7 protein-coding genes and 1 pseudogene are annotated in these 15,655 nt (G+C 61.2%); 3 read left to right on the plus strand and 5 right to left on the minus strand.

Annotated features, from left to right (window positions below; translation table 11 throughout):
- Positions 1-133 precede the first annotated feature (133 nt).
- From L0U83_RS25505 to L0U83_RS25520, 4 genes are all read right to left on the minus strand, one after another.
- On the minus strand, positions 134-4,909 hold the full coding sequence (locus L0U83_RS25505) for a GMC oxidoreductase (RefSeq protein WP_233886950.1): 4,776 nt from the start codon (positions 4,907-4,909) through the stop codon (positions 134-136).
- Positions 4,910-4,937: 28 nt separating this feature from the next.
- On the minus strand, positions 4,938-7,826 hold the full coding sequence (locus tag L0U83_RS25510) for a hypothetical protein (protein ID WP_233886951.1): 2,889 nt from the start codon (positions 7,824-7,826) through the stop codon (positions 4,938-4,940).
- A 1,060-nt stretch (positions 7,827-8,886) separates the two neighbouring features.
- Positions 8,887-9,351, minus strand: a complete 465-nt coding sequence (locus L0U83_RS25515) for a (2Fe-2S)-binding protein (protein ID WP_233886952.1) — start codon at positions 9,349-9,351, stop codon at positions 8,887-8,889.
- A complete protein-coding gene (locus L0U83_RS25520; protein WP_233887886.1) occupies positions 9,252-11,654 on the minus strand; it encodes a xanthine dehydrogenase family protein molybdopterin-binding subunit in 2,403 nt (800 codons plus the stop codon). Before L0U83_RS25520 ends, L0U83_RS25515 begins: the two co-directional genes overlap by 100 nt.
- Positions 11,655-11,965: 311 nt before the next feature.
- On the opposite strand from L0U83_RS25520, the gene L0U83_RS40575 reads away from it, so the two are divergent.
- Together L0U83_RS40575 and L0U83_RS25525 are read left to right on the plus strand one after the other, a co-directional pair.
- Entirely contained in the window at positions 11,966-12,088 is a 123-nt protein-coding gene (locus L0U83_RS40575; protein ID WP_267939508.1) for a hypothetical protein, read from the plus strand.
- 370 nt (positions 12,089-12,458) lie between these two features.
- Positions 12,459-12,791: a hypothetical protein gene (locus tag L0U83_RS25525; protein WP_233886953.1), complete on the plus strand. Its 333-nt coding sequence runs from the start codon at positions 12,459-12,461 to the stop codon at positions 12,789-12,791.
- Between the two features lie 195 nt (positions 12,792-12,986).
- On the opposite strand, the pseudogene L0U83_RS25530 reads toward L0U83_RS25525, so the two are convergent.
- Positions 12,987-13,174: pseudogene (locus L0U83_RS25530) on the minus strand (IS3 family transposase); the annotation flags it as partial.
- A gap of 551 nt (positions 13,175-13,725) precedes the next feature.
- Between L0U83_RS25530 and L0U83_RS25535 the strand changes: the two are divergent.
- Positions 13,726-15,387, plus strand: a complete 1,662-nt coding sequence (locus tag L0U83_RS25535; protein WP_233886954.1) for an ABC-F family ATP-binding cassette domain-containing protein — start codon at positions 13,726-13,728, stop codon at positions 15,385-15,387.
- Positions 15,388-15,655 lie beyond the last annotated feature (268 nt).

Below are 15,655 nucleotides of genomic sequence, written 5' to 3' on the forward strand. Positions count from 1 at the left end.
CGCCCGTGACGCGCTCAATCCGAACAGGTCGTCACGATCGGCGGCGCTCATATTGATGACGGGGAAAATCGTGTTGACCGCACTCGGATCGTTGTAGTCAGCCATGAGTGAACTCCTGGCGTTCGTGTCGATTTCAGGGTCGGGTGGTGAAAACGTTCATGCCCGCGCAATAGCCCAACTCGCGATACGCTTCCCACTGGCTATCGGTAAAGAACTGGTCCGCAGTGGTTTGCTGGGGAAAATCACTGTAGTTTTTTGCATAGGTGCTCACATCGGTGGGCGCGCCGATGCCAACGCTCGGCTTGATGTACAACACCCAGCTTGGGCGGTCGGGCTCGTTGGAATAGGTGATACAGGCGAGCGCGGCGCCACGAGATCCATCGCGCTTCAGCTCGGAAAACGCTCCAATGGCTTCTGGATCAAACGATGCCTTGACCCAGTCTGGCACGTGCGGCTCTTTTGCCCCGCGCTCAAAGGCACTCCATCCGGCATCGCCTGACTGATGACTCGCGCGCAAGGGGTGCGGATCGAGCCAGGTGATCTTCGCGCAGAAGTCGTAGCGCACCTGCCTCGTCAGCAGTGCGAGCGATTCACAGCGGTAATCCGGGTCCGCGGCCGCGTCGACAGCGACGATGAAGGGCAGTCTGCGGCGGATCAGCTCGTAGATGCCCGTGTTGTCGAAGTGGCCGCCATCGCTCAAATACCACAGCTTCGCGGAAGGCCCCTCGAAATAGGCACGCCATTCGTCAAGCAGCTTGGCCTGCAGTGTGAAGATGATCGAGGGCAGTGACTTGATCACGCGCCAGCCCCCGCGCCGATATTGTCCCGGTCGCCCGCCTGCTGGAATACCGCTGTTCCACCAGTAACCGATCCGGACATTCAACAGGCCAAGCAGCAGCGATTCCGCGAGCTTCGTGTTGCGGCCAAGACCGGTCGATGCGGCGGCGCCCGAAATCGCCATCCACTGGCCAAGGCTGAGCCGCTCGACATCGACCTGCGCGCCGCTGGATTTTACGAAGGCGTGAAACGCGTTGGGATCGGGCTCCACTCGGACCGCGGTGACAGGCGCCAAGCGCACGGAAGTCGTCGCGTCGCGCGCGCCCCAGAGGGCGTGAAAGCGCCTGCCCGCGCTGATGCCGGCGGGCCCGACACACATCGGCATGCCCTTGTCGTCGCGCAATTGATTGCCGGAGAGCGGGTCGACCGTGTTATTCAGGCACGAGCAGACCAAATGCAGCGGGCCACCATGTCTTTCAGGATGGTAATCGTCGAACATGACGTCGTCGCCGAGATCGCTCACACCCACCGGAACAGGCTTGCTGGTGCCTGGCGGATTCACGCGGGCATCGTTGGACGCGCCCAGATAGGTCCGCACGAGCTTCTGCGCGTAGCTCTGCTGCAGGGAGGACAAGTTGAGAAAGAGCAGCACGCGGCCCTTCACCGCCGAAATGAGCAACGCGGCAATCACGCAGTAACGCGCAGTCGTCGGATCGAGGCCGAAGACCAGATAGACGAGCACATCGAGGAACAGGAACAGCACGAAAGCCAGCGCAAAGGCGAAGAGCGCAAGCAGCACCTCTTTCACGAGGCCGCTCCCGAGAGTCTTTCCCGCTTCTGGCGCTGGCGTCGTGGCCGTTTTCGCCTGACGCTTCAACACGCTCGCCGCGATCCCCCGTAGCAGCACCAAAACGGGCGCGACACCAGCAAGGGACCAGGTCATCGCACGAAACCCGCGTGCCGGAAGGAATTGCGCGAGCGTATCGACCACCACGAATAGCGCGGTCACGACGAAACCGAACAGCGCCACGCCGAGCAGCCGGGTCAGCCGGTTGCGTATCACGATGGTTCCGCCCTCGGGCTGCGCCGTCCCGGGATCAAGCGGCGGCGCACTCGCGCCGGATGACACGGGTTTGGCGACTAGCAATCCGGCCGCCTGCTGCTCGAACCACGCGAGCAGAAGCACACCGAGCGCGAGGGCGCTCCAGCCTCCGATGTCGGGCAGCGTCAGTCCATAGATCGCGCACCCGATCATCACGAGCCACACTGCGAAGGGCAACCACAAGCGCCAGTCCCATTTCGGGCGCCGCCTCATGGTGAGCCAGTAGCCGATGGAGGGCGGCAACATGCCGATCACGAGGAACCACAGCGGCAGCCGCCACCAGGCCGACAGCGTAACGCCGTACCATTGCGGCGGCGCGCTCTCGCACACCAGCGAAACGACGCTGACCTTCGAACAGTCGAGCGCGAACCAGTGCAGCGCGCCCAGCACGCCAAACAACAGCGCACCGATCCATACATGCACCGCCGCGAGGTTGCGCAGGATGACTACGACGTCGAACAACACGTCGTGACGGCCGCCGCCCACGAGATATTGCGCGTTGTAACGCAGCCACTGGATTGTCGACGAGCCCAGATTCGTGAGCGTGCGTTCTACGCGGTCCGCGGGTATCTGGCGATCCTGGTCCGGCATCTCCGTAAACAGCTTGCCGAGAAATGACGCTATATAGCCGCCCCCCGAAACCGAGGACATGAAGTCGATATCGCGCAGGCGTCGCCGGCTCGCGAGCGCCTGAAGAACGCCTAGACAGAAGGTGGCGCTGCGCACGCCGCCGCCCGACAACGCGAGGCCGACCGTGTCCTCTGGCAATCGCGCGCGATCCGCATTGGCCGCCTCCTCCCATGCAGGCCGCGCAGAGTCCCGGCGCTCGCGCACCGCCTTCGCTTCGACGCTCTCGAGCTCGCGTGGATAGTTCTCCGAGTCGGCCAGCAGCACGTCGGCGGCCTTCTCGCTGATCATGAAGGTAGGAGTCACGATGAAGTAGCCCGGAATGGTCGGAAAGACCGATGTGTCGACGATGCGCAGACCCTCCACCCCATGCACGCGGAACTTGCTGTCCACCACGGCATACCGGTCCTGGAGGTCACGTGGATTCTTGCACCACGGATCGTAGCCAATCCGGCAGGTGCCGCATGCGTGATGCCCCCACGCTTCGTCCTTGATCCACTGACGCAGCGTTGGCGAGCAATCGGGTTTATCGACGCCCGGCTGGACCTCGCAGCTGAACGCGCTAACGTGGCCATTGATCTCGCGGATGCGCTTGATCGCGTCGCACAGGGAATCCACGTCGCTCGTGCAGTCTTGCGCGCCCTCAATCGTGTCGTCGAACGAGTGAAAGTTGATTTCCGGCATCTGGAACGGATCACCACTGAGCAAGCGAACCGTGCCGTTGTTGTTGTTCGTGTAAGCCTTGAGAATGACCCAGCTCCATAAATTACGCGTCCTTTCGCTCGACGTCATGCTCCGGCACAGCAACTGCTGCGAATAGTCCCAGTAGTAGCCCCGAAACGCGACCGGCAGCCCGAAGATGAACAGATCCGGGTCGCTGCGCAAACAGGCGCCGTTCGCGGACGACATCATCATCGCGAGCGCGCCGCCGTTGGTCGAGTAAAGGCCAGTCTGGTCAGCGAGCCACTGGCGCAGCATGGGGTCTTTGGCGTCGCCTGGGTCGAAGGTCACGCCGTCAAGTGTGGAAAACGGCTCGCTCGCCTCGCTGATCACGCTGACTTCATAGCGGTCCTGAAGATTGCGGCCGACGCCCGGGAGATGCACGACCGGCCCGAGAAGCGCTCCGTCGCGGTCGCGCGGTCCGTCAACTTTGCCCTTCAAATTCTCCGAGTCGCCAATACCGCTCAGCATGAGCAGTTGCGGCGTGTTGAATGCGCCACCGCACACAATCACTTCGCGCCGGGCGAACACTTGTTGCGTGACGGGCGTCCCGTCCTTGCCGGCGTACTTCGGGCTGGCCGCATAGAGGTAAGGACCGATGCGGACTTCCACGCCAATCGCGCGCGGCACGCCGCTCTCGCTCTTCTCGAACACGATCCGCGTAGCGTGCGCGGGGTTCAGGATCACGAGCCGGTCGGGGAATTCGGCCATGACGTTGAGCAGATGGTCGCGCAGACCGCAACGGCGCTTGCCGTCGGTGCCGATCGAGATCAGCGAAACGTGGGCGCGGCTCTGGATGTCCGGCGAGCGGACATTGGGGTCGAGGAACTGCAGAATCTGAAACCGGGCGAGCGCGCGGCCGAACATCGAGGCCGCGTTGCGATTCGCAAGCGAGGCGAACAGCACGTCCTTGAGCACGCCGACAAAGGTGCGGTCGCCTCGAACGATGGCGGCGATCACGAATGGGTCGATGAAACTCGTTTTTTGCCAGCCCGCGGAACCGTGGCCGCCGGGATCGAGCTGGCCGCGCGGATCGAGCTTGCGTGCGGTCCATTCCAGAAACCTGAACAGCAGCCCCAGCGTTTTGCCAGCGAAGGTCCGGTAGACCGAGTAGTAAAGACAGTTCTCGATCTTGGCGAAGTAGCCCTGCATGTTCTGCGAACGCCACGAATCGTCGCCGGTGTATTCGGCAATACGATCCCAATCGGCATCGTTCGGGCGAATGATGATCATTGCGTGGTGCGACGTGCAACCGCCAATAGCCGCCGCGCGCGGATAGAAGATGCCGCCCTGCCCTTGCCCATCCGTTGCCGCGCAAGGGTCCTTCGCGCCGTCATATTTCGGATCGACTTGCTGTCGCGCCGTACTCGTGTAGTGGCGCACCGAGAATTCCCAGCTCATGTCCGGGTCTTCGGTCGCGCTGGCATGGAAGGCGGGCACCGCGTACACCTGGCGCATCTGCTGCTGCGCGAGATCGGGAGCGCCCCGCGTCATCGGCTGAGCCCGCGCATCGGGCTGCGCGACGGCGGGGTCGTTGCCTGCCTCGATCAGCAGAACGCGGCGCCCGTTGAGCGCAAGCCGCGCGGCGAGCGGGCCACCGCCCGCGCCCGATCCCACGATCACGTAATCGAAGGGCGTGGTTTGCGGATTCCTGGCTTGCCACAGCGGGTCATCGGGGTTCATCGCGCCTCCCGTGGACGAAATTGACAAGTCAGAGCGTTTCGAGGAAAGCCTTCAATTGCCGCTTTTCGTCGTCGGTAAGCGACTCGCCGAACCAGTGACCCCGGTCCAGCACGAAGTCGGGACACTTGCTCGCTTTGAGCAGCGCCGGGCCGGCCTCCTGCTGGAATTCGTCGAGCGCCTTGAAGCTGCCATCCTTCGGGTCGTCGCGACGCACCCGCAGCACCCCGCGCGTGAGCCCGGCCACCGCACTGAGGAGATCGAACGTGGGCGCGTCGGGGTTGATGTTCATGAGGAGATTCACCGGCGTGCCGCGCGGAATGGGACCGACGTTAATGCCAATCAGGCGGCCGTCGAGGAAGGCCTTCCCCACGCCGCCCATAACGACGAAGACCACGGCACTCACTGCGAAAAACGCACGCCCCCAACGCCGTGCATTGGGGAAGCGGAAGAACGCGGCCGCAAGCCCCAACACGACAAGAGGAATGACCCATAGCCATGGGTAGATCGCGGCCACGCCCGAAACGTGCAGCAGCGTCGCGAGCACCGCCGCGAGCAAAGCGAGCAGGCCGCCTGCGAGGCGCGGTTGCCCCACGAAAATCAGCACGACGGCAATCAGTGCCAGCACCAGCCACACATAGACGAACAGGAAAGGTGTCAAGTGTTCGCCCACTATGCCGGTGATGAGCGGCTTGATGAACCTCGGCGCAAAGTCGATATATGAATCCTTCGTCGTCCTGTAGATAAAACCGACGTCCCTGAAGCCCGGTTGATCGGCTACGCCTGCCGCCGCGAACGACCGGCGAAAGTCCCCGCGCAGCGCGCTGCATTCCAGGCTCTGGTCAGCAGGGTTGTCGCGACAGAACTCCTCCTTTTGCGCGGGATAGAAGTTCACGCGCTGCGCCGCGCCATGCGCGAGCGTGCCAATGACAGCACGCTTGCGATTGTTGAGCAACTTGTCGATGGCGTCGTCGTACGCCTCGAGCCGGCCCTCCACCGACGGCTTGCGGTTATATATGCCCAGTGCATTGTTATGTAGCAATGGTGCGGTCGCCCAGACGCTCACGAGCGAGGCCGGCCGGTAGTAGCCCGGGCCGCCGCCAGGCGGCGCATATTCGTCGTTGTTCCCCCACTTGTCGACGGCGCTCGTCTTGCTGAACGGATTGAAGAAGTGAACCAGCCCCACCGCAGGCAGGGACTTGTACGTTTCCGAAGAGAAGTTGTCCCAAACCTGGCCGCGCATGCCATTGGTGCCCACTGCGCGCTGCGAATTGCTGCCGACGAGGGTGATTGGCACGCGCACATCCGTCGAGAGATAGTTATTTTTCTCGAAGAAGTCCTGCCCTCCGTCCGGCCCTGCCACGATGTACTTCTGAAGCCGGTCCACATAGGCGAGCCACGGCTTGCTCAGCTTGAATGCGTCCCAGTCGGCAAAGTCCATGGGCAGCGTAATTCCGCCCTGGCTGTCCGCGTTTGCGGTGCGCCATTCGCGCGAAAATGTGATTTGCAGATCTGGCGGCTGCCTGCTCGAATGGCAGATCGCGCAATTGCGGATGAACACCTCGCGGCCTTTGCCGCTATCTGCCTTGTTGGCGTTGATCCGCGCGAGCCCCTCCTCGGTCGAGGCCAGCTTCATCGGCTGGGCTATCGTGGCGCCGGATTGCGTGACGTAAGTAAAGAGGGCCTCCAGCTCTTGCACGCGAAAGGCTTCAGTCGTATTCCAGTAGACCGACTTGGCCTTGATGGTCGCGATATCGAACGGCCGCTGCGGCTTGAATCCGACGATCGTGTTCTGCACCATGCGCCATTGCTCCGAATAAGCGCCGATGTTGAGATACACCCGCAACAGCGCGCCTTCGATGCCGATGCTGTCGGCGCCATCGAGCAACACGCGTGGCGTGTGGCGCGGGTCGAGCGTGAAAACGGGGGCATCCTCGATACCCCGCAGCATGAGGTTGCTCTTGCTTTGCTCCTCGGGTGGGTTGATGGCGGCGCGCTCAAGACGCGCGTTCACTTCAAAAATCGCGTTGATCGTGTTCGGATTGTTGATGTGGTCCGTGGCCACTAGCGACGTGTCGATGGTTCCCGGCTGCTGGCTCGCGACGAACTGCCAGAGGAAACTATCCGGCGTCTTCAGGTTCGTGAAGGCGTTCGAGGGTAGCCAGTACTGGTTACCAATCATGCTCGACATTTCCCCCCACTCGGGATGCTCCGTACTTTGCGGCGACACGAGCGGATGCGGACCGACATGACAGAACGAGCACGCCATGCTCACGCGAAATGGCCGTACGAGCAAAGGGTCCGCGTGAAAGTCGGCGTCCTTGGGATCGGTCGAGTAGTATCTCGCGCCCTTATCGCTGACGACCTGCTCCTTCCAGTGCTCGCGTGCTTTCTCCGCGGCCGGCGACTTGCCAAAGAAGTCCGGATTCGGAAATAGCCGCAGCCCCACGACGCCGGAAGGATAGCCGTAGACGAGCGGGTCGACGCCATCGTCGCCGAGTTGAGCGATTGCCTGGTCATACAGCGCGGGGTCGCCGACCTCGAAAAATGTCTGGTGATCGTGCGCCGCGTCCTTGGGTATGGTCACACGCTCGACAGGTTTTCCGTCCGCGCCGACGTCATTCTCCGGCGCGTGCATTTTGATCTTGTCGCCGTCGGGTCCGTCGATATAAAGACCCAGCCCGGTCATCGGCGCGTCGCGCTCTACCATGCCAGGCTGATTGATCAGCCCGCCGTCCCTGAAACGATGTGCCCTGTTCTTCGAATTCAGCAGGACAAGAAAGTCCGCGATGCCGTACCCGTTCTCCTGGACCCAGCCCCAAAACGCTTCATTGCCCTCGCCCCACAGCATCCAGGTGTTCTGCCCCATGATGGCTGAGCGAGCGCCCTTCGGAACGGTGTGCCCGTCGAACCAGTCCATTGGTCGCGGCTTGGGGTCGTCGCCAACGACGACCTTGTCGACCTCGCTGAAAATGTTTCGCGTCTCCGTCGGGAAGCACTGTTCGTTACGCGGAAACAGGCGCACGCCGCCTGCCGTTTTCGTGGCCCTGGCTTCGTCGGGTGGAGCGTCCTTTTCGACCTCGCCCTCCGGCGGGGCATCCCTATCGAGCGTTGGCGCGATCGACGCAGCCGGATAGCGTTTGATCGCATGCTCCAGCTCGGTCGCATCAGCCTCACACGTTGCGTTAGCCGTCGATGCAACCTGTTTGCACGCCGCCGGCTTTGTCGCCGCTGGCGGGCAGCTCGACGCTGCGCACGCCGCCGGAGCCAATGCAGACGTTCCAGCGGCATTCGCCGCTCTCCATGCCAAAAGGCAAGAAGCGACCATTAGCGCACCCACTAGCGCGGGCTGCAAAACACGGTGCTGCTTCGCCAGCACAGGTCGTTCGCTTCGTGAACTGCATCGTGAACGCATTAACGCGCCTCCCCTGAAGGTGCGAAACCCGAGGCGCGATGGCTTCAGTGTTGCTCCCGCAAAGCGAGGTGCCGTGGCGCGCGCGGCCGGCACCCTCCGGCCGCACTCTCGAAACGCTCAATACCGCAGCCCGATGGCGTGCAGTCTGGCCCGCTCGTGTACTGGCGTCACCGACATACGTTGTCCGACCGTGAGGAGAATATAGGCGACGCCGATCGAATGTCAATTATGTTTCACTAGTTTGGAATCCTTCTCATTAATCAATTCTCACAAAAGCCACGCAGAGGATGAGTCAACGATGCAGACTGAGTCGACAATGCGGCCAAGAAGCCTCCGCGCGCATCTCTTGCGCTGCACCCTCCAACTATCGGTAGAACCCCAACATTTACGCCAATGCGCACAGCATATTCGTTGTTGATACACCAGGACAACCTGTTTGCCCGGCCAATTGCAGCCGCAGCGACCAGGTACTTCGTGGATTGCCCCGTAATGTGCCAACTTCGCAGGCTGCTTGAGCGCCGGTAATTCAGCGAGATTCATCCGCGGCGCCTTCTTACGCGTCCACTTACGGCCGCAGCGACTCGGCCGCCTGGTGGATTGCCCTGCGAATCCGGGGAAACGCGCCGCAGCGGCATGCGATGCCCTGCATGGCATCGTTGATTTCGCCGTCGGTCGGATGACGATGACAATAAAGCAACGCCGTTGCGGCAACCAGTTGCGCGCTTTGACAATAGCCGCACTGCACGACATCGCATTCGATCCATGCCTTCTTCAGCGCGCGAGCTTCCGGACTCTCCAGTCCTTCAATCGTGACGACTTCCGCCTTGTCGATGGCGCATATGGGTATCTGGCAAGACTGAAAAGCTATGTTATCGATCAAGACCGTGCAGGCGCCGCAAACGCCAATACCGCAGCCGAATTTCGTTCCCGTCAGTTTTGGTTCGAGTTCGCATCGGAGTGCCCAGAGCAGCGGAGTTTCTGGGGCAGAATGCATGACAACGGTTTTTCCGTTAATACGGACTGACACCATATATCACCTCCGGAAGGCACTGGCGGATCAAGAAGTGGAAGGTGCCGAACCCGGTTCCCTGTGAGTGCGAATAGCGCATTCGCTACGGCAGGCGCAATGGGCGGCGTACCCGCTTCGCCAACGCCTTGTGGTTCCGTACCACACTGAAGCACTTTGGTGCAAATCTCAGGACAGGTCGACATATTGACGAGTGGAAATTCAGAAAAATACTTCTGCTGAACCTGGCCATTCACGATGCTGATCCGTTGATGCAAGGCGGCGGAAAGCCCGAAAATAATGCCGCTCTCCATTTGTTGCTCGACGAGATTCGGATTGATCGCGACGCCGCAATCGATCACGCAGTGGACTCGCGTAACCCGAAATGTGTCGCCAAGCCGCTCCACCTCCGCAACCTGCGCCACCACGCTGCCAAAGGCTTCGTGCATTGCCACGCCTCTGGCAGTTGTTCCATCACCCTTCGGCCGGCTCTGCCACCTGGAAAAATCCATGAGTGTTCGCAGTACATAGGCGTGTCGCTTGTGTTCCGGCTTCGTCAGCATGTCAAGCCGAAACTGAAAGGGATCCTTGTGTGCGGCTACCGCCATCTCGTCGATGAAGCTCTCGACAAAGAACGCATGAAGCGAATGCCCAACCGAGCGCCAGTTACCCACGGGTATCGGCAGCGTCACCGTGTTGTGCGTGACCGCAATGTTCGGGCATTCGTACGGCTGATCGAACGCACCTTCTGCGTTCGTGGTGTCGGTGAACATCTCTGCGACCAACGCTGGGATGCCGAACGCTCGAGGCAGCGCTTGCGCACTGATCGACTGGCTGGCCGACTGGTTCTTCCACGCAATCAGCTTGCCGTCTTTATCGAGCGCCCCGGAGAATTGCGACACGCATGCGGGGCGATAGAAGTCGTGCGTCGTATCTTGTGCGCGTGGCCAGATTGTCTGCACGGGACGTCCGTTGGCATGGCGCGCGATTGCCACCGCTTGCACGATATAGTCAACCTCGAGTCGACGGCCAAATCCGCCGCCGATCAGGCACTGATGCACCTGCACGTTGTCTTCTTTCAGACCGAGGAACTTTGCCACAGCCTTGCGCGCCGCCATCGGAATCTGCGTGGATACCCAAATCGACGCTTCGCATTCGTTCACCTGCGCAGTACAGTTAATGGGTTCCAGCGCCGCATGCGCGAGGTACGGCGCCTCATACTGCATTTTCAGCGGCTCTGACTGCTTCAATTTCGTTTCGACGTCGCCGGTCGAATAGAAGTACTGCGGCTGAGCGCCACCTTCGATCGCCTTGACCAAGGCTACGCTGATGTCTGCATCGCTGAGGTTTTTAGACGGACCATGATCCCACGTGTACGACAACTGGCAGAGCGTGCGCATGGCGATGTACGGGTTGTCGGCAATGACTGCGACTCCGCCGGTACCGCCGTGGTAGGGATCAACTGTGAAGATGTCATGAATACCCTCGGTGTTCTTCACGTTCGAACTATCGTGTCCGGTTGCGATTCCACCGAGTGTTGGACACATCTTGACGCTCGCGTATAGCAGGCCTTCTGGCAGCGCGTCGATCCCGAACTGCGCCGATCCGTCGATCTTCGAAGGCGCCTCTATCCGGTTGCGCCGCTTGCCGATAATCGTGAATTTCGATCTATCCCTGAGCGTGACGTGCGTGGGCGGATGCTCGAGCTTCGCCTTATCGATAAGCTCGCCAAATGTAGCTGAGTTTCTCGAACCCCAGACAATATGGCCCGCGCGAGCTTCGCATTCAGCAACCGGCGCCCCCCACGCCTTCGCCGCCGCGCTGCAAAGCATCGCGCGAGCGGAAGCACCAGCCTCGCGCATCGGTTCCCAGAGATCGGCGATGCTCGTCGAACCGCCCGTTACCATCGTGCCGCCTAAAAGCGTTAGAAGCCGCGCGAGATCCTCTTCGCCCTCCGCCTGCCAGCTGTGATCCTCGGGGCGACGAGGAAGCGCTCGCGCGAGGCTTACGCGGTTTCTATAAAGCGACTCCATGGGAGCATCGGCGAGCCGGATCTGGGACCAGTCCGCTCCGAGTTCATCGGCCAGCAGCATCGCAGCGCCGGTGTGGATGCCCTGCCCCATCTCGGCCTTGCTCATGACGATCGTGACGTTGTTGGCGCGATCGATCATTAGCCAGCCGTTGAGCTTCACGTTGGTACCGGGCGTCCCGATGGTTCTCCCGGTGCATATTTCCTCACGTGCTTGCGATACCGACCATCCGATCGCGAGCACGCTCATCCCCGCCAAACTCGCACCGCCGACAAGAAAGGTTCTCCGCGCCAACATGACATCGTCCACCAAATGTTCTTACCGCGTATTGAGGTCGGCGAGGGCCGAAGCCCGGAATTCTCCCTGCATCTTGCACCGTTATCGGTTGCGATACGAGTTGCGAGCAGCTGCATAAACGTGCACTTCTCTCCTTCTTGAATCACCTATATTAGTCACTGGATGTGGTGATTGCGAATCCGAAATACAATATGAATTTGTAGCGATCGCTGAAAACGGAATACTCAGCAGTAGATCAAGCGAAGGTATGCAAACAGCAGAAAAACTCTCCTCGCGCAGCCTTGAGCAAGCCACTCACTGGGAGGTGGTAAATGCTGATCGATGAAATCCATGCGCTGCTCGCCGGATTATCCGCCCCGTGGAAGCGCGCGCGCGACAGTATGGTCTCGATCTGTCATCGTTGGACTCGCCTCAGCGCACTGCCGCGTTGCTGAGCGAGAAACTCAATATCGAGTGGCAGGATTCCGAAGCACCGAACGCGCAATAGAACCGGGTGACCCAGCACGCAGCCTGCTTTATCACGTGCTCGCGCTTTCGGAATGTTCCTCGCCCGATGCCCGCGTCAGTCTGGAAAATATCGAGCTGATCGAAAACTCTCTCTACTCGCTCGCACCTTTGACTTCCGACTGAACGAAACTCGATATAGCCGTACTTGCCTACCACTATCGTCCCGCCCGGCGTGCCGGGCATCAGCGGCACGCGGACACGCTGTTTTCGCGGTTCGGCATTGCGCGAAATGACGATACAGAAGCGCTATACGATGCGGCAATTCGCTGCTTCGTGCCGCACATCAAGCGTAAGATCGTGAATAAGATCAAAGATAAGACCGAGGAGAGTTTCGAGAACGAGTCCGAACATGTTCGTGTATTGCCCGCGCGCTATAGTGCATTTCTCGTCCGGCGGGTATCGGGACCGGGCGGGCTCTCGTTGATCGAAAGCGAGCAACGCAGTGACACGCATCGCGCATTCATTCAGCCGGTGCGAAAGCCGTCTTCCGGAGAGTACCTGCGCGGGATAACGTCGCATCTGGATTACGGACATGCGCACATTGACGAAAAGCTCAAGCGCGCAGTGTGGGCGCGATGGGATATCTCTCCGGACTCATCGGAAGCCTCGACGGTCCACCTTGTTCGATAGTTTGCCGGTCTCCGAACGCAGCGCAATTCGCGGCTCCAGGTGTGGCGCCAATCACGCCAAGACGTTGCGGCGCTAGCGTGCACGGCCCTTGATCGAACCCGTGAGCTCCGCGATTTGCACCGTCAAAGGCTTCCCTGTGCCGGCTAAATGGGCCATCAGCATGAACCGCGCCGGGAATCGTGGTGTCTGGTTGGTTTAAGTTAACGCGGGCAGGTCAGTGATATTTCGGAGTAGTTTTCCTCAGCTTCGGCGGGCGGAATATAGCCGAGAGGTTGCATCAGTCGATGATGGTCGTACCAGGCCACCCATTCCAGCGTCGCCAGTTCGACGGATTCCCGCGTTTTCCACGGGGCGCGTCGATGAATCAGTTCCGTCTTGTACAGACGTAGAAGAAATTAAAGTCGTCAACTGGAATCCTCATAGCACAGGGCTTATGCCGCTTGAATTGACGACTTTATTTGCACTCGCAAGAGAGCGTGCAAAAATTGGGGAGGCGGATCTCGTCAGGTATCCCTAGCGAGCGCCGATGATCGGCCATTGCCCGCAGGACCAGCATCTGGCAGACATTTAGCGCGGGAGCGGCCATTCGTCGAGTAAGGCGTGACACGCCATGAACAACCGCCAAAGCCACGCTGGGGTGTGGGCTGGCACCGGGCACGTACCGTGGCGGTTATGCGCGCGAAAGCAGCCGTTGACCAAGGAAGCCAACGAACGACAGAAACGGGTCGGGTACGACCGTCCATATCGGGTGGCAGGCGGCCAAGCGCCGTCATTCACCGCTATGTACGCTGACACCGCAGCCGGTACGCCGGGGGCGCCAGGGCCTGCCTTCCTTTATGACCGGTGCGCGCCGCGAAGCGCAAGCGGCTCAGAAAAGAGACAGCCCTGCACGTCCGGTCGGCTATCATACCAATCCTCTCCGAAGTAGCTCGCTATGATTTCCGTCCGTAATCTCACGCTGCGCCGCGGCGTTAATGTCGTACTCGACAACGCGTCCATCACTTTTACCCCCGGCGAAAAGATTGGTCTTGTCGGCCGCAATGGCGCCGGCAAGTCCTCCTTCTTCGGCCTTCTCAACGGCACGCTCCACGAAGACAGCGGCGAGTTCTCGATTCCCGCTGCGTGGAAGATGGGCCAGGTCGCGCAGGAGATGCCGGAGACTGAGCAGAGCGCGACCGACTTCGTAGTCGAGGGTGACACCGTGCTGCTGGCCGCGCAGGCCGAAGTAGCCGCCGCTGAGGCCAGTGACGATGGTATGCGCATGGCGCACGCCTACATGGACCTGCACGACGCCGGTGCGCACGATGCCCCCGCACGTGCCCAAGCGCTGATCCTGGGCCTTGGCTTCAGTGACGCGCAGCTTAGCCAGCCGGTCAACAGTTTCTCCGGCGGCTGGCGCATGCGACTGCAACTGGCGCGCGCGCTCATGTGCCCGTCCGACCTGCTGCTGCTCGACGAGCCGACCAATCACCTCGACCTCGACGCGCTGGTCTGGCTGGAAGCCTGGCTCAAGCGTTATCAGGGAACCCTGGTCGTGATCAGCCACGATCGCGAATTCCTCGACTCGGTGACGCAGGTGACGGTGCACGTCGACAACGCGAAGCTCGTGCGTTATGGCGGCAATTACAGCAAGTTCGAAGAGATGCGTGCTGAGCAACTCGTGTTGCAGCAGGCCGCGATGGCCAGGCAGGCGGACAAGATCGCCCACCTGCAGAAGTTCATCGACCGTTTCAAGGCCAAGGCCTCGAAGGCGAAGCAGGCGCAGAGCCGCGTCAAGGCGCTCGAACGCATGGAGAAGATCGCACCCGTGCTTGCCGACGCAGAGTTCACCTTCGAGTTCAAGGAGCCGCTCAACGTCCCGAATCCGCTGTTGTCGATGCTGGACGCGAGCTTCGGCTACCCGGCGCCGACCGACGCACTGCCGGGCACGCCGCCCACGGTCATCGTGCGGGGCATCAACCGCTCCGTGCTGGCCGGGCAGCGTATCGGCATCCTCGGTGCCAACGGGCAGGGCAAGTCCACGCTGGTGAAGACGGTGGCGCACGCACTGGCGCCGATTGCTGGCGAAATTAGCGAAGGCAAAGGCCTGAACATCGGCTACTTCGCGCAGCAGGAACTCGACGTGCTGCGTCCGCTCGACACGCCGATGCAACACATGATCCGCCTTGCCAGGGACACGCCGCCGCATATGCGCGCGCCCGGCCAGAGTGGCACCGAACAATCGCTTCGCACCTTCCTCGGCACCTTCAACTTCAGCGGCGACATGGTCCATCAGGCGGTCAACACGATGAGCGGCGGCGAAAAGGCGCGGCTCGTGTTGTGCATGATCGTGTGGCAGCGTCCCAATCTGCTGCTGCTCGACGAGCCTACCAACCACCTCGACCTGGCCACACGCGAGGCGCTAGGCATGGCGCTCAACGAATTTGAAGGCACGGTGATGCTGGTCAGTCACGACCGGGCCCTGTTGCGCGCCGTATGTGATGAGTTCTGGCTGGTCACCAAGGGCGGCGTCGAGCCCTTCGACGGCGATCTGGACGATTACCAGCAGTTCCTGCGCGACGAAGCCCGTCGCATGCGCGAGCAGGCTGCCGCATAGCGGAAGGTCCCCGGCAGCGCAGCGCCGGATGACCGACTCACTTCATCGAAGGCCACCAATGGCCAACGAGTTGCCAGCCCCGCCAATAAACCGTGTGGCCGTTCTACCCTTGAAAGCTGCCGCTGAGCCTGCGCTGGGTCGCAGGACGGCTCCGGGGTCGGTTTCGGTCAACCGCGCCGGGCAGTGGGGCCACCTCTGGCCACTGCCTCCGACGTTCTCGCGGACGTTCGAACGTCCGCTCCGTCTCAAACAACAGCCATGCGCTCGC

The sequence above is a fragment of the Paraburkholderia flagellata genome, assembly GCF_021390645.1.
GTDB classification, from domain to species: Bacteria; Pseudomonadota; Gammaproteobacteria; order Burkholderiales; family Burkholderiaceae; genus Paraburkholderia; species Paraburkholderia flagellata.

Excerpts from the sequence above, each read along its gene's own strand:
- L0U83_RS25505 (WP_233886950.1), bottom strand. The coding sequence starts at position 4,909 with ATGAACCCCGATGACCCGCTGTGGCAAGCCAGGAATCCGCAAACCACG.
- L0U83_RS25510 (WP_233886951.1), bottom strand. The coding sequence starts at position 7,826 with ATGGACTGGTTCGACGGGCACACCGTTCCGAAGGGCGCTCGCTCAGCC.
- L0U83_RS25515 (WP_233886952.1), bottom strand. The coding sequence starts at position 9,351 with ATGGTGTCAGTCCGTATTAACGGAAAAACCGTTGTCATGCATTCTGCC.
- L0U83_RS25520 (WP_233887886.1), bottom strand. The coding sequence starts at position 11,654 with ATGTTGGCGCGGAGAACCTTTCTTGTCGGCGGTGCGAGTTTGGCGGGG.
- L0U83_RS40575 (WP_267939508.1), top strand. The coding sequence starts at position 11,966 with ATGCTGATCGATGAAATCCATGCGCTGCTCGCCGGATTATCCGCCCCG.
- L0U83_RS25535 (WP_233886954.1), top strand. The coding sequence starts at position 13,726 with ATGATTTCCGTCCGTAATCTCACGCTGCGCCGCGGCGTTAATGTCGTA.